An 18480-nucleotide genomic window follows, 5' to 3' on the forward strand; every position below is an offset into this window, starting at 1 on the left:
ATGAGCCATAGTAATAGTAAAAACCACTCACAAAACAAAGCCCAAAGCAATGTGCGTGTTAAAGTCATCGAAACTCTGCTTGCTATCCAAGCAGGGCAGTCGTTAACTGGTTTGCTTGACCCGTTATTAAATGGCTTACAAGGTGAGGATAAAGGCTTTGCCCATGCCTTGCTACTTACCACGCTACGGCATTGGTTTGCTACGGCACGTCTGCTTGATAGCCTTGCTGATAATCCCATTGAAGAGCTGGCGGTACGCACCAGTATTCAAGTAGGTATTACCCAGCTTTTATATCTGCAAGTGGCTGACCATGCCGCCATTCATGAAACTGTCGAGGCGGTGAAAAAAATCGACTTATCTCGTGCTACTGGCTTGGTGAATGCCATCTTGCGTAAAGTGAGCAAGAATCCCAATAAGTTTCGCAAAAAATGTGATAAAAATCACAGCCTACCCAACTGGCTAGCCAAACAGCTCAAACAGGATTGGGCAGAGTATTATGATGAGTTAACCCAAGCCTTACGCCAACCAGCCCCAATATTTTTGCGAGTCAATTACACTCAAGCCAACAATGAGCAGTATTTGCAACTATTGGCAGAGGCAGAGCTTACTGCCCAACTGCTAAACTTAACAACCAGTATGGCATTGGCGAATAGCAATATTAACATGACAGTTAGCCCTATATTGCTACAAAGCCAAACACCTATTTGGCAACTGCCCAATTTTGCTGAGGGTATGGTTAGCGTACAAGATGCCCATGCCCAGTTAGCAGCCCCAATATTACATAACGTATTGCAGGCAAGTTTAGGCTCAAACTCAAATAAGCTGTCATTAAACCTACTTGATGCTTGTGCTGCCCCTGGTGGTAAGCTGGCACATTGGCTAGAGCTTATCGAATCTAAATTTGCACCAAAGTTTCACGTGAAACAAACTGATGAAAAACCAGCAATTACCATTACGGCAATAGACAATGAGCCAAAGCGTAATAGCCGAATTTTTGAGAATTTAGAAAGACTACAACTGCCTACTACCATCTCTACGCGTGAGTTGGGGTTAGAGATATTGTGTGTCGATGCGACCACATGGCAGGCAAATGATGATAGTAAAAAGAATACTGAAACCAACACTAAAAACAACGCAGGATTTGACGCTATTTTACTCGATGCTCCTTGTACCGCCACAGGGGTGATACGCCGTCACCCCGACATTGCCCTATTGCGTACTGAAGCAGATGTCACCCAAACAGTGGCTTTGCAAGCACAGATTTTGGATAATCTATGGGGACAGTTAAATGAAGGTGGTTATTTGCTGTATGTTACCTGCTCAATCTTAAAGGCAGAAAATGTGGCACAAATGCAAGCCTTTATCAGTCGCCATACGGACGCACAGGTGATAGAATTTGATGATGCAGAATGTAATTGGGGCATTAAACAAGACATTGGTAGGCAGTGTTTACCCTTAGTAGAAAATAGTGGTGATGGGTTTTATTTTGCCTTGTTGCAGAAAAATAGAAATGAATTAAGTTAAACTTGTATGAAACATATCAAGTTTAAAGATTGGACACTTATTGTTGATGTAGAAGCGACCCAACAGCTTTATGCAAAATGGACAGAGGGTAGTGCTGAGAGGTGTGGTTGTGATAACTGTAAAAACTTTATTGCAAATAGAAGCAATGCCTATCCTAATGATATTCAAGCACTATTTGCCAGCATTGGTATAGATTATAGAAAGGAGCTAGACGTTAACTATATTTCTAAGAATAGTTGTCATCAGCATTTCTATGATGGTTCATTTTATTTTGTGGGTAGTTTTATTGGTAAAGATTGTAGGATCCAATTGGATAAAGAGTCTTATACTAGAGAGCTACAAGCAATTAATGATAATTTTAAAATGGGTTTTTGTAGTACCAAGTTAGACTTATTTGATAGTGTGCAAAATACCGTAGAAATATTTTTTATAACGGTTTTACCATGGAAGATTGATAAGTGCTTAGATATCAATTAAGGCTATTAGTCATAAAATAGCCTATATGCTGATTGGTGCGATGGTTTGAGCATATACAGTATTCAAGTTGCTAAATAAGGGGAAATTATCATGCAAGTGACTTTAGAATTTGATGAAGACTTTTATCAAGATTTGGTTAAAGAGGTAGGTGAGAATAATATCAGTGAGTATATTTAGTCGGTATTGCGTACGCAAATACAACCAAAGAAACAATCACCAAATAAACATACATTAACTTCTCAACAATTATCTATTGAGAAAAAACGGCAAGCATTGGCTCGGTTAGCTGGTAGTTGGAAAGGTGATGAGCTAAGGGTCGAACAGCCATTAAGTGATGTTAATGAATTAAATAATATTTTTGGTAAATATGCTTTGCGGAATAAAAAAGCGGTCAGTATTGAGCAGATGAATGCAATATTTACCAATAGCACCCCATAAATTAAGATGGTTTTTAAATCAAACAAAACTAGGAAATCTAAATGAAATATATCAGTACCCGTGGTCAAACTGAGCCGATGGATTTTAGCGATGTGCTACTAATGGGGCTTGCCCCTGATGGTGGGTTAATGCTCCCCGAAAGCTATCCGCAGATAGATAATGCGACGTTAAATGAGTGGCGACAGCTTAGCTACCCACAGCTTGCCCTAGCCATCATGCGACTGTTTGCTACTGACATTGATGAGGCTGATTTAGCCGACATTATCAATCGTACTTATACGACCGAAGTTTTTGGTAGTGAGGACATTACTCCAGTACGTAAACTTGAGGATAACTTGTATATTTTGGGGTTATCTAATGGTCCGACATTGGCATTTAAAGATGTGGCGATGCAGTTTTTGGGCAATGCCTTTGAATATGTGCTAAAACAAAAAGGCGAGCGTTTAACCATCATCGGAGCGACCAGTGGCGATACAGGCAGTGCTGCCGAATATGCACTGCGTGGTAAAGATAATATCGAAGTATTTATGCTCTCACCACATGGCAAAATGAGTGACTTTCAACGAGCGCAGATGTATAGCCTTGACGATGCCAATATTCATAATATCGCTATTAAAGGTATGTTTGATGATTGCCAAGACATTGTTAAAGCCTTGCAACAAGATGCAGATTTTAAAGCCAAATACAGCTTAGGCACAGTTAATTCGATTAACTGGGGTCGTATCTTGGCACAGATTGTTTACTACTTTAAAGCTTATTTTGCAGTGACTGATAGCAACGATGAAAAAGTGAGCTTTTGTGTGCCATCGGGTAACTTTGGTAATATTTGTGCAGGTCATATTGCTCGTGAGATGGGCTTGCCAATTGAGCGATTAATCGTTGCCACTAATGAAAATGACGTACTAAATGACTTCTTTAATCAAGGGGCATACAACCCACGCCCTGCTGATAAAACTTACGTTACCTCTAGCCCCTCTATGGATATTTCTAAGGCCTCTAACTTTGAGCGTTTTATCTATTTATTGCTTGATAAAGATACCGCTCGGGTGCATGAGTTATTTGATGGGGTAAAATCAGGAACTGGTTTTGATTTATCTGATGTGTTACAAGTGGTGAATCAGCGTTATGGATTTGCAGCAGGTAAATCAACCCATGCCGACCGTTTGGCAACCATCAAAGCCGTCTATAAGCAAACTGACGAGCTTATTGACCCACATACAGCCGATGGGGTAAAAGTCGCCAAAGAGTTGCAACAAGACGGTGAGGTGATTGTCTGTGCTGAAACCGCATTGCCAGTGAAGTTTGCTGATACCATCGTTGAGGCAGTGGGTGAAATCGACATTGAGCGTCCTGCCCACACTGAAGGGTTAGAAGATTTAGAGCAGCACGTATTGGTATTAGATAATGATGCTGAACTGGTTGCTGATGAAATTCGTAAGGTGGTTCAGCCCAGTTAATAAAGAAGTCAGTTTTTTTAATTTCTAAAAATAAAAGCCAATATCTCACCGATATTGGCTTTTTTATATATTTTTTGAAGATAGCAAATGAGTGCAGATAATATGGTTGTACAGCAAATAGGACAACACCATAGCTGTTAAAACGTTCTTTGACTATAGATTGTTTCATGTGAAACAAGTGCCTTTAATCTCTTATTTATGTATCAACACTAAATAAACCGCCATGCCAAAATGCGGGTTTTCTTTTGCCCGTGTTGCATCGCAATTACTTCGACATGTTTGGCTTGGCTTTGAGCGAGACGTTTTTTAAGTGGAGCAATATTCTCTGATTTCGATACCAATGTGGTAAACCAAGCCACCTGTTCGGCAAAATCCATACTTTCAGTAATCATCTGACTGATAAAGCTCAATTCACCACCTTCACACCACAGCTCGGCTTTTTGCCCACCAAAGTTTAAACCAGTGCTGTTTTCTTTATTATGCAGAGGTTTTGAGCGTTGTTGACGGTGCTTTTTAAGGTTACTGCGTTTGCGTTGGTTGGCAGATTGTGCTTGCTCTAAAGATGCATGAAACGGTGGATTACAAATGGTGATATCAAAATAGTCATGCTTGCTAATGATGCCATAAAAGATATGCTTAGGGTTGGTTTGCTGTTTGATGCTGATTTTGTTTTTTAGTGGTGCATTACTTTGGCAAATCAGCTTGGCGGTATTGACCGAGATGGGGTCAATGTCACTGGCGGTAAATCGCCAACCGTATGCTTGCACCCCAATAATTGGGTAAATACAACTTGCCCCTGTACCAATATCAAGAGCGTGAACGCCTTTATCGGCTATGGTGGAATCAGTGTTGTCATTACTGCTATTTAACAAATCAGCAATATGATGAATATAATCGGCACGACTGGGAATGGGAGGACATAAAAAGCCTGCGGGCAAATCCCAAAACTTGATGCCGTAATGATGTGCTAATAAGGCTTGGTTTAGGGTAATTACTGCTTGTGCATCATTAAAGTCAATGGTCGGCTCACCATTTGGGTTTTTGATGCTGTATTGTGCCAACTTGGGTAAGGCACGTGTCAATGCCTCAAAGTCATAGCGACCTTGATGCGGATTGCGAGAGTGTAGAGAAGCTGATTTGTTTTTGGATATATTCATGCAGGTATTGTAGCAAACCATTTATAAAAATTGATATCTATAAGAGTATTTATAAAAATTACTAGTTAGTCTAACTAGGGCTAACACATGGTAAGGGGAATATTGTGGCTGATGCGTCACCTTATTGTAGTTCTAGGCTGTGCTATAAGCTTGCGTTAGCAAGTTATGGCATTTATATTGGCTATAGTGACAATTAAATAAAAACTATTCTTATTAAGGATGATGTTATGACAAAGCTTAATTCTAATTTACACCCTGAAACTGACTACACACGCTTGACCGTTGATGTGCAAGGTCATGTTTGCCTCATCGGGCTAAACCGCCCCAAGAAACGTAATGCCTTTGATAGCCACATGATTAGCCAGCTATCAACTGCTCTGACTGAATATGAAAATAATGATGAGCTACGCTGTGCGTTGATATTTGCACATGGTGAGCATTTCACCGCAGGGCTGGATTTGATGGAGTTGCAGGATAAATTAGATAAGGGTATTTTTGCGTTTGATGAGACGCAGATTGACCCGTGGGGTGTTAGTGGTAAACGTCGCACTAAGCCTGTGGTGGTGGCAGTGCAAGGTACGTGCTTTACCGCAGGGATTGAGCTGATGCTAAATAGTGATGTGGTTATCGCCAGTGAGGATTGCAACTTTGCCCAGATGGAGGTACAACGTGGTATCATGCCGTTTGGTGGGGCAACAGTACGCTTTGTACAGGCATCGGGCTGGCAAAAGGCAATGCCGTATTTACTGACGGGCAAGCCATTTGATGCGACAACAGCAGATAGGCTCAATCTGGTTAGTGAGGTGGTGGCAAAAGGCACGCAATATGAGCGTGGACTTGCGATGGCACAAGAGATTGCCCAGTCTGCACCACTGGCAGTGAAGTCGTTATTGGCATCGGCACAAACGGCAAGAGTAGAGGGCAATAAGCAGGCATTTGCAGAACTGCATGGCTATCTACCTGCATTGTTTCATTCAGAAGATGCCAAAGAAGGGGTGATGGCAATGATTGAGAAGCGTGAAGCGAAGTTTGTGGGGCGGTAGATTGTGTATAAATTAGCAAGTGAGTAAAATATATCTCTCATAATTAATAACAACTTTACTTATAAATGACACTAAATGTCGCATAGAAATGAGTTAAGGTTGTTAGTTAAGTCTCTATAATGCAAAATATTCTTGTATTGAATATGAAATTTAGGACTATTAATGAATACTAGTTTAAAACACTTAATGAAAGAAATTCCTTTTCCACCACCTCAAAATCCTGAATTCACTTTTATTGATTTATTTGCAGGTATAGGTGGGTTCAGGCTGGCTCTTCAAAAGCTTGGTGGAAAATGTGTATTCACCTCAGAGTGGAATAAGTTCTCAAAAATAACTTATCAAGCTAATTATGGGGATGAGCCATTAGGTGATATTACACTAGATGAAACAAAAAATAGTGTACCTTCTTCATTTGATGTCCTATGTGCAGGGTTTCCTTGTCAACCATTTTCTCAAGCAGGGCTTAAAAAAGGTTTTGATGATACTAGAGGAACATTATTTTTTGATGTGGTAGAAATCTTAAAAGAAAGAAAAGATTCTGGAAATCCTACAAAAATAGTCTTTCTTGAAAATGTAAAAGGGCTAAGAAACCATGATAAAGGTAGAACTCTAAGTATTATAAATAGAACTTTAGATGAGTTAGGGTATGAGGTAGCAAATGAGGTTCTCAATTCAAAATATTTTGGTGTTCCACAAAATAGAGAGCGTATTTTTATAGTTGCTTGGTTAAAAGAAACTAATAAGAATTTTATGTTTCCATTAGGACTTACAGAAAATAAAAATCCTATTTTTAATAAGGAAGACCTAGAGAATAAATCTAAAAAAGTGTGTTTGGGTGATATTTTAGAAGATAGTGTTCCAGAAAAATATACAATATCTGATAAATTATATGCAGGACACTTAAGGAGAAAAAAAGAACATAAAAAAAAGGGTAATGGGTTTGGGTTTAGTTTATTCGATAAAAGTTCACCATATACAAGTACTATTTCAGCACGTTATTACAAGGATGGTAGTGAAATAATGGTAAGTCAAGAAGGTAAAAATCCTAGAAAATTAACACCTCGTGAAGCATGTAGATTACAGGGTTATGATGATAGTTTTATTATACCTGTTTCAGATACACAAGCTTATCAACAGTTTGGAAATAGTGTGTCAGTACCAGTAATAAAAACAATATTTTCAGAAATAAAAAGGCAATTGTTATGATTTTAAATCTTTCAAAGTACTTAGATGATATTTCAGAAAATCAAAAGTTTAAAGCAGAAATAAATACTAGGTGGGGGTATATAAAATTTAGTAATTCTGGACAACGAGGAGGTGTTAAGTACTTTAGTATAGGAATAGATGCTATTTTACAAACCTTAATTGATATTAAAGATAATATTGAAGAATTTAAAGGTTCAGAAGAGTATATTGAGAAAGAATGGAGAGATTTAGGAAGTCAGTTTTATACTGATAGTACAGCAAATGCACTTGCTACGGTACAAACTAAACCATTATTTTGCACCTTGAGTAAAATAATTAGTTGGGCTAATAATATTAATGTAGAAAATTACTCTGAAAATGAAATACTGTTAAACACAACTAAACTAGAAAGAGCTATCAATAAGTTAGAAGAGTTAATAGAGGAGTATCCTGAACCCAACTCTTACTTAAAGGATAGATATATAAATCATGAGTTAAATACTATCTATTATGGTGCTCCTGGTACAGGAAAATCGCATACTATTAAAGAAAAGCTTAAATCAATACCTAAAGAAAATATTGAGACGGTAACATTTTATCCAGACTATGACTATACCTCATTTGTTGGTGGCTACCGACCTGTTAGTGAAGATGGTGAAATAAAATATGAATTTGTTCCTCAAGTCTTTACAAATATCTATGTTAAAGCATGGAGTAAGCCAGATCAGCAGTTTTATCTGGTGATAGAAGAGATTAATCGAGGGAACTGTGCTGAAATCTTTGGAGATATATTCCAGCTTTTAGACCAAAATCAAGAATATACAGTGACTCCATCAAATGAATTAAAGGCTTATTTAATAAAAGAGCTATCAGAAGGTCATCAAGGTATTATTAATGGACTAAAAATGCCTCATAACCTAACAATTTTAGCTACAATGAATACTTCTGATCAATCACTATTCCCAATGGATAGTGCATTCAAACGTCGTTGGGATTGGGAGTATATACCAATAAATTATGAAAGAAATGATGAAAATATATCTTCTAGCTTCAAAGTTAATATTAATGATAAAGAGTCATTTTATTGGATTGATTTTATTAAGGCAGTGAATGATAAAATAAAAATTAATCCAAATCTGGGTATGGATAAATGTATAGGGAACTATTTTATTATTCCTGAAGAAGGTGTAATAAGTCTTAAATCTTTTATAAATAAAGCTATCTTTTATCTATGGAATGATGTTTTTAAAGATGAGTTCTCTAGTGAGTCTATTTTTCTAGAAAGTATAACTTACGAAGATTTTTTCCCTATTGATACTAATGGTGAAGCTAGAGTGAGAGAGATATTAGATAGTTTAGATATTGAGATAAAAATGGTAATGGATAGTACTACCGATGAAGATATTGATTGAGGGTGAAACATATCCTATAGATATACTGGAAGAAATATTTGATGATGCAAGATTTTATAGCCAAAATAGTTATGAGGCTACTATTACTACAGTAGGCTATTACCATTCATTAAGTAATAATCAGTTAGTTTATATGTTACCTAAAGTCTTTATGAGTAGTACTGATAAGGAACTTACAATATTTGGTATAAATAAAAATGAATTATTACACATTGATGTAACAGATACCTTTAAACATGATAGTAAGTATCAATGGATTCGACAGTTAATAATATATTTTTATAATAGCCTTAGAGAGTTTCAGAAAAGAAATAATGAAAGTATTTTGCTTCATAAATCTAATCATTACTTATTGCAGTCAAATATTTCTAGCCAAGAATATACTTATTTAGATTTATTATTAACTTTTATTAATTTTTATAAGAAAAATAAAAATCTGATATTATATCGTCATATTCAGTCAAGCTCAAAGTCAGCAAAGAAAACAAGCTGGTCTAAAACTATTAGTAAAAAGCTACCCTTGATAAATAATATGGGACAGCCTATATACAATCAATTTATAAATAAAAATAAATTAATTGATAAACAAGAAGAGCTTTTAGTATATTTCTTTTCTATCTTACAATATTTAAATAAAGAGCATTCTTTAAATATATCAATTGATAAAAGCTATAAAGTCATACAGGGCAGTGCATTTGAGTCTCTTAAGTTAAATGGGTTAAATAAACTTAAGAAAATAAAATATCGTTATTTTTCTGATGTGTATAGATCTATGTATCGCTTATGTGAACTTTATTTTTCTAAAAGCGACTGGGGTTCTAAATATAAAAATAGTAAAGAGTTCATAACAATTGATAACTATAATATAGTTTTTGAGGATATGATAGATAAATTGTTTTCTAAAAATAGTATAGAATCCGATTTTGAAAATACAGAAGGGCTATCTCTTAAGGATTTGAAAAATCATCCAGATGGAAAGATTATAGATCATATATATTCTGATAAGTCGCTGATAGATAACTCTAATATATTTTATATTGGTGATTCTAAGTACTATAAACCTTACGGAAAGGCAGGTAAGTCCTCACAATTCAAACAGTTTACCTATGCTAAGAATGTTATTCAGTTCAATATTGATATTCTAAATCAAAAAAATAAATTGCCAAATAATCTAAGATATAGAGATGATATTACAGAGGGTTATAATATAACTCCAAACTTCTTTATTTATGGTTACATAGATGATTATCATAATTTTGATGATGCTTTATTAGAGCCTAAAAGCGATGTTCCTATTTCTTCTTCACATTTTTCTGATCGTTTATTTGATAGAGATACTCTATTCATTCATGAGTATAAGATAAATTTTTTATTTGTACTTAAGTCATATACTTCTAAAAATGAACATGATATACAAGCATTTAGAGATGCAACAAAAAGACTATTTAGAGAGAAGTTTATTAATTTCTTTAACTCACCTGACCAATCTGGTTTTTTTATTATCAAAAAAGACTTTGAGACAGTAGATGAACTCATAAAACATGTGAATTGTAATTTTAGGAAGTTAAATGGAAAGTGTATTAGCATAGATAATTCATTACTAATTGCTAAACCTTTAGAGTTAGCTACTAAAGAAGATGAAATTGATCAGTATTTCTTTTCATAATAATTTCCTATTTGGTATAGAAAACTGTTACTCAAATAAGTTTTTAGCCATGAAAGAAACAGTATTCTGTGTGGTTAGGTATATTGTGAGAGCTAGGTTTTGAGGCAAACATGCGTTTACATGAAATGCCTCATACCGTTTTATTATTAGATATAAGCTTATAAATAATCAATCAACACGCCACCCCAATCAAATACTGGCTACCATTGCTATTTTGCTTATCAAGCTCACTACGACGCTGTAAAGGGGTGGTGCAACCGCGAGGCTTAATATAATCAATGGCAATTTTAGTGGCAGTATTTTTATCAAACGGCTGTTTGTCTTGACGTTGTATCAAGATGTAATAGGGCTGGGCAAAAGGAATGATAAAACTGTCTAGCACATAAGGGACGTTGTCATAACGAAGGACAGCATGGTTTTCATCGACTTTCATCAAGCCTTTTGCTAGAGCGGTTGATTGTGTGCTATCAGCCGAAGCTGTTGTATGAGTTGCTACACTAGAAGTCTTCGATGACGTTTGGTTTGGTGTAGATTGACACCCTGTGAATAGCAATGCACTGCCACATAAACCAATGCTTAATGTGATGGCAAAAGGTTTTAAAATATTCATAGATTCATCCTTATAAAAAATTTATATGCATTATCATCCGTAAACTTGATAATCCTTTCCATTATACCCTGCAAACTTGTTAAAATAAGCACAACTTTTGGTTGTTAACTACCTCTTTTCTTTTGATGGATTTATATTTTATGTCGACTACTTCTGCTACCCCCTCTATCAAACAAGACCGCATTTTAATCCTCGACTTTGGCTCACAATACAGCCAGCTTATCGCCCGCCGTGTGCGTGAAGCAGGCGTTTTTTGTGAAATGTATCCCTTTGATATTGATAGCGACCGTATCACAAACTTTGGCGCAAAAGGCATTATCTTATCTGGTGGCCCTGAAAGTGTGCATGGCGAAGGTAGCCCAAAGATTAACCAAGCAGTGTTTGATTTGGACGTGCCTGTATTGGGCATTTGCTACGGTATGCAAGCGATGGCTCAGCAGTTTGGTGGGCAGGTGCATGCCAGTGATGTACATGAGTTTGGTTCGGCAAGCATAGATGTCACCGCTGATTGTGAATTGCTAATTAACATCGAAGATGAACCAAAAAAACTGCATGTATGGATGAGTCATGGCGATAAAGTGACCGAACTGCCAACAGGCTTTGAGGTTATCGCCAGTACACCAAGCTGTCCGATTGCAGTGATGGCAAATGAACAAAAACGCTACTATGGTTTGCAGTTTCACCCTGAGGTGACCCATAGCTTGCAAGGTCAGGTAATTTTAAGCCGTTTTGTGCATCAAATCTGTGGCTGTGCAGGCGATTGGACACCTGATAATATCATTGATATGCGAGTGGCTCAGCTAAAAGAGCAAATCGGTGATGCTCAAGTATTGCTTGGACTGTCAGGTGGTGTAGATAGCTCGGTGGTGGCTGGGCTGTTGCATAAAGCGATTGGTGATAAATTAACTTGTGTGTTTGTCGATAATGGCTTACTACGTCTGCATGAAGGCGACCAAGTGATGCAGGTATTTGCCGAAAATATGGGTGTGAAAGTGATTCGTGTCGATGCTGAACAGCAATTTTTGGACGCATTGGCAGGTGAAGCTGACCCTGAGGCAAAACGCAAAATCATCGGCAAAACCTTTATTGATGTGTTTGCTGATACCGCCCGTCAATTATCAAAAAATAGCGAAACAGGCGAGGAAATCAAATTCTTAGCTCAAGGAACGATTTATCCTGATGTCATCGAATCAGCAAAAAGCCATCAAGGCAAAGCCCATGTGATTAAAAGCCATCATAACGTTGGTGGATTGCCTGATGATTTACAGTTTGAATTGGTTGAGCCGTTGCGTGATTTATTCAAAGATGAAGTGCGTAAACTGGGTATCACTTTGGGCTTGCCACATAAGATGATTTATCGCCACCCATTCCCAGGCCCTGGTTTGGGTGTACGCATTTTAGGCGAGGTGAAAAAAGAATATGCTGATATTTTACGCCTTGCCGATGCCATCTTTATGCAAGAGTTAGAAAAATCTGGTTGGTATGAAAAAACGGCGCAAGCCTTTGCGGTGTTTACCCCTGTTAAATCAGTGGGTGTGGTCGGTGATGGTCGCCGTTATGCGTGGGTGATTGCGTTGCGTGCGGTAGAAACGGTGGACTTTATGACTGCTCGTTTTGCCCATCTGCCTTATGAGCTAATTGAAACGGTATCAAACCGTATTATGAATGAGATTAAAGATGTATCTCGGGTAACTTATGACGTGTCAAGCAAGCCACCTGCAACGATTGAGTGGGAGTAAATAAGGGTATAATCTATAAACAAACCCTAGGTAATCTATAAAAAAAGGGCATACTTATGCAAAAACTACTTTTGAATTCAGCCATATTAGGTTTATCTTTATTGATAACCAATATGAGCTTAGCAAGTGCTGATATGGCTGTTTCAAAAGTATCTTTGCAACAACATATCTCTTCCCAACAAAATATCAATGATAAATATGATTGGGTAATACCCTTATCAGAAGAGGTATCTCTTGTTTTTGTAAGGAGTGAGTTAGGTGTTAAACAAGGAATAATTAATAATACAACAGGAAAAGAAATTATCCCTATTATTTATGACCGAATTCATGATTATTATAATGGTGTTGCCATTGTTGAGATAGATAAAAAATATGGGCTGGTTGATAATAACGCAAATCAGATAATACCTCTTATTTATGACTATATGAAATTTCAAAAAGATGGCACAATCAAAGTAGGTTTGGATAATAAATACGGCTTATTTAATCAACAAGGTGAACAAATCATATCAATTAAATATGACCATATTGGTATGTTTAGTGAAGGTTTACTAGCAGTTACGCTAAACGGTCACGCCAAATATATTGATAACCATGAAAATATCATATTGGATACAGATTATGACTATGCTCACAACTTTCAAGATGGTTTAGCATGGGTTATTAAAGATTTAGCAACAAATCAGAAGTTTGCTTTGATAAATAAAAAAGGCAATTTGGTTGTGCCATTTATTTATGATAGTGCCAGAGATTTTTCGGAAGGCTTAGCAGAAGTTTGTGCAGAGAAAAAATGTGGTTATATTAATAGACAAGGTAAAGTCATCATTGCTTTACAATACGACAGTGTCTCAACATTTGAAAATGGCATTGCAAAAGTATATATCAACGAACCTAATACAAATTATGGTCATCATTTTTGCATTGATACTACTGGTAAGCGTACAGATTGCCCTATTGAAGAGATAGCAGAAGCAGTTGCCAATTAGCAATTATCAGCCATGATATATATTTAAACTCCTTTCAATTTTCCATCTTATAACACAAGTTTTCACTTGATTATCATATACAAAACCTCTTGAATGTAATGTAGTTACCATTACATTCAAGAGGTTTTGTTATGGGTCATACAAATTTTAATATGCGTCTTGATGATGACTTAAGAGCCAGTGCTTATCCAGTATTAGAGCAGTATGGATTAACCCCAATGCAAGCGGTGCGAATGTTTTTTAATCAAATTGCTCATACAGGCAAAGTACCTTTGTCATTAGATTGGGCAAGTCATGTGCCTAACCAAACGACCATTGAGGCGATTAAATCAGTGGATCGGGGAGAGCTAGAAACCTATGCAACCACAGAAGAAGCCATGCAAGCGATGTTAGCAATGGCTGGTGAGGATAGGCAATCATAAATGAGCCAAACTAAAAAAATATCGCTCACCGCCCAGTTTAAACGGGACGGTAGTGTTTCAAAAAGTATGCTGTGGTTATTTTTAATGAATTTCCATTATTTCAGCCCTCCCCCTAGCCCCCTATTTTTAGGAATTTCTATTTAAAGAAATTCCCTTGCGAGGCTAAAATTGCAATGCAATTTTTTAACGCCTCTCAGGGAGGGGGTAGCATACTTTTTAGAACACCCCCATTTATAAGATAAGTGCTGGTGAGTTAATCTTAGTTCGCTTAGGTAGCCATAGTGACTTGTTTTAGATAACTGGTTTTAATTAATTTGAATTCAAAAATCAGAAATAACTAATTAAAAACAATCACTCCCCAATCACCACAAAATCCTTATCTGCTAACCCCGCCAACAATGGTTCGCCTTTATCATTGACCTTTAGCACCCCATATTCTGAATTCTCATATTGACTGCCTTGCCCCTCTTGAAAGAAAAAAGCATTGGTGGCAAATTTTACCTGACCACCACGTATCCGATAATATATCGCCATCTCATTAGGGGCTAAGTTCGTATTGGGATTGTCAACCAAACGGACAAACTGCCCAACACTATGCTTATCTTTACGCACCACTACCCAGCCTTCGCTTGGTTGATACAAATCTTTATCCTGCTTTTCAAATACCCTTTCAATATCATCTGCGATGGCAAAACGTAGCCTCATATAATCACCTTGCATTAAGCTACGTGGGTCAACAGGGGCAAGGGATAATAGCACCGTATCACCATCTGCCAAATGTTGCTCATATTTATTGATATTTATATTGACTATTGCCAGCACTATCACTAAAGCTACAACGGCTAAGGATATTTTAAGGGTTGGTCTTTGTCGCCACGAAGATAAGGTTGGTAGTCCTGTTGGTAGGTTTTTACGGATTTTTTCCTTGGAGGTAATTTTAGGATGAATCATTGTTGTTTGCCCTTATTTTTTTTTGTTGTTAGGTGCGTGTTGGCAGTGTGATGAAGAGGCAAGTACTGATGTAATACATAACGACGCAACAAGTACCAACGTAGCAATAATAACGCCAGACCGATGATAAGCATTGAGCCAGATTTAACTAATAAACTGCTATCTAACTGATAGTAATACCAGAATATATAGCTCACAAGGGCAAAAATAGCCAGTCCTAACAACACTCGTTGCTTATTGGCAAATGCCATGACAATCACCAGACAGGTTGCCAATAGTCCAGAGACATATAGCGATAGTAGCCCAATGATAATGACCGCTGTGCTGATAAGTAGCCCTGTGTGTGATAGCAAGCTGATGCCATAACGACGCAAGATAAGCCATGAGGCATACAGACTGGCAACGATTAATAAGCCTTGTTTAACAAGTGTTTGGGCAAATGGATTGACGTCATCAAATCCATAAAGGGCATAAAGGGTTTGCTCAGAGACAATAAAATAGGCAGAGATGGTCAGTAAAGCAAACGTTATGGCGTAAGTAAGTACGTGGTTAAGACGCTTGGCATAAGGTTGATATTTGTTAGGGAGGTAGCTAATAAGCTCATCACTTTGTAAGCTACAAATACTGGCAAACAATGCCAGTAACCCAAGGCTGACCTCTAAGGCATGATACTGATATAACAAAAACAACAAACAGCCGATACCCAGCAAGCTACTGATCAGCCGATAGATAAAGTTTGGCATGATTAGGGTTAGTAGAATTTGGATAAGTAACAGAATACCTGCGGTTTGCGATGCAGTTAATAGTAGCTCATTGATGGACAAAAACCAGTAAACTAGCCCTGCCATACCGATGCTAAACCCCAAGCTACTGATAAAAATCTGGATGTGATGGAGAGTTATACGATCGCTATAACGAAATAGCCAAAAGCTAATGGCAGTCATGGCGATAGCAAAGCTGATTAATATGCCAAAACTGTGTAACATCCCAGCAAGTAAAATAGAAAAAATACTGATTAAGAAAAAGCCTGATATTAGGCCTGATAGTAGCATCAAACTGCTGACATACCACGGCATCTCAGTATGCGTGATTTGAGGTGTATTTTGAGATATTTGAGACCTGTTTATCATCATACTGCTCCTCTATCAGAAGTTTCTGCTAAGCTTTGAGCCACTTGCCGTAGCCATGCCATAGATGCTGAGCTAAGGATGACTAACAACAAAAACAGTACGCTATCTCTGGCAAGCCCTGCATGTTGAAAAATATTGTCTGCTGTCCATATCATTAATACAGTGACGATAGAGCCACATAGACAGGTAAGCATAAACAGATCGACATGGCGACGGCGAAAATACAGATAAATACCCATAGCCCAAGCCAGCCAGATAAGAAAACCCATCGCAGAAATAGCGAAGTTTGTTTCATTTATCACCCCAATAACTGCCAGCTTACTGACATACCAAGTGCTGAGTATCGCAACCAGATAGCTACTCCAGTGTAGCGATTGCTGAGTGGGTGCTGTCGTAGAGTTAGGGCTTTTAGGTTCATCCGCACTAAGCTTTGGTGTATCAAGTGTGGGCTGTTTAAAATATAGAATCCACCCTATAAAGGCGATGATATTAATACCTGCTAAAGTGCTAATCTCAATAACAGAGCCAAAGCCAAAATCAGGACTCTGCCATGGTAATAGGGGCTGATATTGTAAAACGGCGATATTGATAAGACCCAAAAATAACAACCATAAAGCGGGCATCTGAGCCAAAATTGCCCAAGGTATTATCAGCAGGGCCCAAGTAAAAAATAACTGCCAAGGATCTGCACCCGTTTGATATACCTGCCCAAATAGTGCCAATAAACCACCAGTGATTAAACTAGCAAATAGCAATAAAAGCCGTTGTACCAGTGGATATTGGCGTTTTAAAACAAGAAATGTGTATATTAAAATACTTACTATCAATATACTTTCAACCAGAGCAAACTTAGCCATATATCCCATTGTCAGCCAGTTATAAGCGATAAAAAATAGCACTGATAATGCTAACGCCACGACGCCAATGACTAATAAAGCACTGTCAAAAAAGGTAAGCCATTGTTTTGGGCTTGGAATAGAGAAAGTTTGGTTGAGTGGATAATGATTAGACTGATTAGATGTGATGTCAGGATAAAGTGTGTGTTTAGGTGTTCGTGTTCGAAGCGGTTTATGATTATGTTGGGACATGGAATTCCCCTAATAAATACTGAGTTATAAAAATAATTGAGTTATAAAAGTAATAAAGTTATAAATACCAAAATATATCGTTGTTTCTATTAGTCTGACGGAGTTTGAAGTGGATTGGTAGTAACGGTTATGAATATTCTTGTATCAAAATATATATTTTAATGTGTTATAAAAGTGTCTAAATTGACTATACAATAAAAATGACTCTAGGTATGATATGGTTATGTCAGGCTTAAAAAGATGACATAAAACGCTAAAAAAGATAAGCGACTAACAATATTTTAGGAAGGATATGATGACTATCAAAGGTATGAAAAAAGCCCAAAAATCAGTAATGAATATCGGTGCTTATGCAGGTGTCTCTTTATGTTTGCTGGCTTTATCAGGCTGTGCCACAAACTCTTTATTAGAGGGTGATAGCCCCAGATATACCACATCAACTAAAACAGTAAAACAGACCTTGGTCGAAGACCAGTTGGTGGCATTTGGTCGTCCTGCTCAGCCATTACCTAATATGCCTGCTACCAGTATGGTCATCGTTGGTGAAAAAAATAGTTATGTTCTTAGTCAAGGTGGGGCAGAGATGGTGAGTTTATTGACCAATTTAACCCCAGAAAATATTCAAGTCGATAATGACATGAGTTTTTATTCCCCAAAAAATGATGGCTATTTTCAAGGAACAATGAAACTGTCTTATGCCAAACTTAAAGATGAGTTTAAACGCTCAGATTATCAGTTCTTTTTACAGCATGGCGGGCAAGAATGTACTACAGACAGTGATTTACGTATTAATGCCCAGCGTTTTTGCTTTACTGTGCCAATTAAAGGGGGCGTATACCCACAGGTCAGCAATTTTGATTTGATTCAGTCACAATACCAAGCGTTGACTAAACCTTATGCAGTGACGATTTATACTCAATCTTCCCAAGAGCAACGCACAGCCCATCATGGAGGACGAAGTGGTGCAGAAAAGCTGGTATTACTACCGTTTGCTTTAGCATTTGATGTGGTCACTTTCCCCTTCCAGTTGTTGGCGAATTAATCGTAGCAATTATCTAATAGTTAGGGTGTATTTATTGTGTTTGTTGCATGGTAAATATACCTTTAATATCTGAAATATTTCCCTTTTTTAAGATACATATTTTTATATCTTGGATATCTATTTTAATTATTATAGGATATGATAATGATAATC

17 protein-coding genes are annotated in these 18480 nt (G+C 37.2%); 12 read left to right on the forward strand and 5 right to left on the reverse strand.

The window, feature by feature from the left end; genetic code table 11:
* From FHK88_RS00890 to thrC, 4 genes are all read left to right on the forward strand, one after another.
* Positions 1 to 1524, forward strand: a complete 1524-nt coding sequence (locus tag FHK88_RS00890; protein WP_227428896.1) for a transcription antitermination factor NusB — start codon at positions 1 to 3, stop codon at positions 1522 to 1524.
* A gap of 6 nt (positions 1525 to 1530) precedes the next feature.
* Positions 1531 to 2001, forward strand: a complete 471-nt coding sequence (locus FHK88_RS00895; protein ID WP_227428897.1) for a hypothetical protein — start codon at positions 1531 to 1533, stop codon at positions 1999 to 2001.
* Between the two features lie 183 nt (positions 2002 to 2184).
* A complete protein-coding gene (locus tag FHK88_RS00900; protein ID WP_227428898.1) occupies positions 2185 to 2439 on the forward strand; it encodes a hypothetical protein in 255 nt (84 codons plus the stop codon).
* Positions 2440 to 2480: 41 nt separating this feature from the next.
* The gene (gene thrC / locus FHK88_RS00905) at positions 2481 to 3896 is read left to right on the forward strand and encodes a threonine synthase (RefSeq protein ID WP_227428899.1); all 1416 of its coding nucleotides are present in this window, start codon (positions 2481 to 2483) and stop codon (positions 3894 to 3896) included.
* 209 nt (positions 3897 to 4105) lie between these two features.
* Here thrC and rlmF read toward each other — a convergent pair whose 3' ends face one another.
* Positions 4106 to 5053 carry a 23S rRNA (adenine(1618)-N(6))-methyltransferase RlmF gene (rlmF, locus tag FHK88_RS00910; protein WP_227428900.1) on the reverse strand — a complete coding sequence of 316 codons (948 nt, stop codon included), beginning with the start codon at positions 5051 to 5053 and terminating at the stop codon, positions 4106 to 4108.
* Between the two features lie 227 nt (positions 5054 to 5280).
* Between rlmF and FHK88_RS00915 the strand changes: the two genes are divergently transcribed.
* The 4 genes from FHK88_RS00915 (at position 5281) to FHK88_RS00930 (ending at position 10359) form a co-directional block, all read left to right on the forward strand.
* Complete coding sequence (locus tag FHK88_RS00915) at positions 5281 to 6096, forward strand: crotonase/enoyl-CoA hydratase family protein (RefSeq protein ID WP_227428901.1); 816 nt, start codon at positions 5281 to 5283, stop codon at positions 6094 to 6096.
* Between the two features lie 162 nt (positions 6097 to 6258).
* Positions 6259 to 7302 carry a DNA cytosine methyltransferase gene (locus FHK88_RS00920; RefSeq protein ID WP_227428902.1) on the forward strand — a complete coding sequence of 348 codons (1044 nt, stop codon included), beginning with the start codon at positions 6259 to 6261 and terminating at the stop codon, positions 7300 to 7302.
* Entirely contained in the window at positions 7299 to 8693 is a 1395-nt protein-coding gene (locus FHK88_RS00925; protein WP_227428903.1) for an McrB family protein, read from the forward strand. The genes FHK88_RS00920 and FHK88_RS00925 overlap by 4 nt, the downstream gene beginning before the upstream one ends.
* Complete coding sequence (locus tag FHK88_RS00930; RefSeq protein WP_227428904.1) at positions 8677 to 10359, forward strand: hypothetical protein; 1683 nt, start codon at positions 8677 to 8679, stop codon at positions 10357 to 10359. The genes FHK88_RS00925 and FHK88_RS00930 overlap by 17 nt, the downstream gene beginning before the upstream one ends.
* 172 nt (positions 10360 to 10531) lie before the next feature.
* On the opposite strand, the gene FHK88_RS00935 is transcribed toward FHK88_RS00930, so the two are convergent.
* On the reverse strand, positions 10532 to 10969 hold the full coding sequence (locus FHK88_RS00935; protein WP_227428905.1) for a hypothetical protein: 438 nt from the start codon (positions 10967 to 10969) through the stop codon (positions 10532 to 10534).
* Between the two features lie 140 nt (positions 10970 to 11109).
* Here FHK88_RS00935 and guaA point away from each other — a divergent pair, with 140 nt between their 5' ends.
* The 3 genes from guaA to FHK88_RS00950 all read left to right on the forward strand — a co-directional run bounded on the left by guaA (position 11110) and on the right by FHK88_RS00950 (position 14116).
* Positions 11110 to 12708, forward strand: a complete 1599-nt coding sequence (guaA, locus tag FHK88_RS00940; protein ID WP_227428906.1) for a glutamine-hydrolyzing GMP synthase — start codon at positions 11110 to 11112, stop codon at positions 12706 to 12708.
* 56 nt (positions 12709 to 12764) lie between these two features.
* Complete coding sequence (locus FHK88_RS00945; protein ID WP_227428907.1) at positions 12765 to 13694, forward strand: WG repeat-containing protein; 930 nt, start codon at positions 12765 to 12767, stop codon at positions 13692 to 13694.
* Between the two features lie 131 nt (positions 13695 to 13825).
* A complete protein-coding gene (locus tag FHK88_RS00950; protein ID WP_227428908.1) occupies positions 13826 to 14116 on the forward strand; it encodes a type II toxin-antitoxin system RelB/DinJ family antitoxin in 291 nt (96 codons plus the stop codon).
* 351 nt (positions 14117 to 14467) lie between these two features.
* Here the strand turns inward: FHK88_RS00950 and FHK88_RS00955 are convergent, their stop codons facing one another.
* From FHK88_RS00955 to FHK88_RS00965, 3 genes are read right to left on the reverse strand one after another with little or no spacing between them, the layout of a single operon-like run.
* On the reverse strand, positions 14468 to 15067 hold the full coding sequence (locus FHK88_RS00955) for a GDYXXLXY domain-containing protein (RefSeq protein WP_227428909.1): 600 nt from the start codon (positions 15065 to 15067) through the stop codon (positions 14468 to 14470).
* Positions 15064 to 16200, reverse strand: coding sequence for a DUF4401 domain-containing protein (locus tag FHK88_RS00960; RefSeq protein WP_227428910.1), 1137 nt, complete (start codon positions 16198 to 16200; stop codon positions 15064 to 15066). Before FHK88_RS00960 ends, FHK88_RS00955 begins: the two co-directional genes overlap by 4 nt.
* Positions 16197 to 17285: a DUF2157 domain-containing protein gene (locus tag FHK88_RS00965; protein WP_227428911.1), complete on the reverse strand. Its 1089-nt coding sequence runs from the start codon at positions 17283 to 17285 to the stop codon at positions 16197 to 16199. The genes FHK88_RS00960 and FHK88_RS00965 overlap by 4 nt, the downstream gene beginning before the upstream one ends.
* A 310-nt stretch (positions 17286 to 17595) precedes the next feature.
* Between FHK88_RS00965 and FHK88_RS00970 the strand changes: the two genes are divergently transcribed.
* Positions 17596 to 18327, forward strand: a complete 732-nt coding sequence (locus FHK88_RS00970) for a hypothetical protein (protein ID WP_227429186.1) — start codon at positions 17596 to 17598, stop codon at positions 18325 to 18327.
* Positions 18328 to 18480 lie beyond the last annotated feature (153 nt).

Origin of the sequence: Psychrobacter sp. I-STPA6b (genome assembly GCF_020662265.1) — a bacterium.
GTDB lineage: Bacteria > Pseudomonadota > Gammaproteobacteria > Pseudomonadales > Moraxellaceae > Psychrobacter.

Coding starts and splice junctions, on each gene's coding strand:
- thrC (WP_227428899.1), top strand. CDS start 2,481: ATGAAATATATCAGTACCCGTGGTCAAACTGAGCCGATGGATTTTAGC.
- FHK88_RS00935 (WP_227428905.1), bottom strand. CDS start 10,969: ATGAATATTTTAAAACCTTTTGCCATCACATTAAGCATTGGTTTATGT.
- FHK88_RS00895 (WP_227428897.1), top strand. CDS start 1,531: ATGAAACATATCAAGTTTAAAGATTGGACACTTATTGTTGATGTAGAA.
- FHK88_RS00930 (WP_227428904.1), top strand. CDS start 8,677: ATGAAGATATTGATTGAGGGTGAAACATATCCTATAGATATACTGGAA.
- FHK88_RS00955 (WP_227428909.1), bottom strand. CDS start 15,067: ATGATTCATCCTAAAATTACCTCCAAGGAAAAAATCCGTAAAAACCTA.
- guaA (WP_227428906.1), top strand. CDS start 11,110: ATGTCGACTACTTCTGCTACCCCCTCTATCAAACAAGACCGCATTTTA.
- FHK88_RS00945 (WP_227428907.1), top strand. CDS start 12,765: ATGCAAAAACTACTTTTGAATTCAGCCATATTAGGTTTATCTTTATTG.
- FHK88_RS00970 (WP_227429186.1), top strand. CDS start 17,596: ATGAAAAAAGCCCAAAAATCAGTAATGAATATCGGTGCTTATGCAGGT.
- FHK88_RS00960 (WP_227428910.1), bottom strand. CDS start 16,200: ATGATGATAAACAGGTCTCAAATATCTCAAAATACACCTCAAATCACG.
- FHK88_RS00950 (WP_227428908.1), top strand. CDS start 13,826: ATGGGTCATACAAATTTTAATATGCGTCTTGATGATGACTTAAGAGCC.
- FHK88_RS00965 (WP_227428911.1), bottom strand. CDS start 17,285: ATGTCCCAACATAATCATAAACCGCTTCGAACACGAACACCTAAACAC.
- FHK88_RS00890 (WP_227428896.1), top strand. CDS start 1: ATGAGCCATAGTAATAGTAAAAACCACTCACAAAACAAAGCCCAAAGC.
- FHK88_RS00915 (WP_227428901.1), top strand. CDS start 5,281: ATGACAAAGCTTAATTCTAATTTACACCCTGAAACTGACTACACACGC.
- rlmF (WP_227428900.1), bottom strand. CDS start 5,053: ATGAATATATCCAAAAACAAATCAGCTTCTCTACACTCTCGCAATCCG.
- FHK88_RS00925 (WP_227428903.1), top strand. CDS start 7,299: ATGATTTTAAATCTTTCAAAGTACTTAGATGATATTTCAGAAAATCAA.
- FHK88_RS00920 (WP_227428902.1), top strand. CDS start 6,259: ATGAATACTAGTTTAAAACACTTAATGAAAGAAATTCCTTTTCCACCA.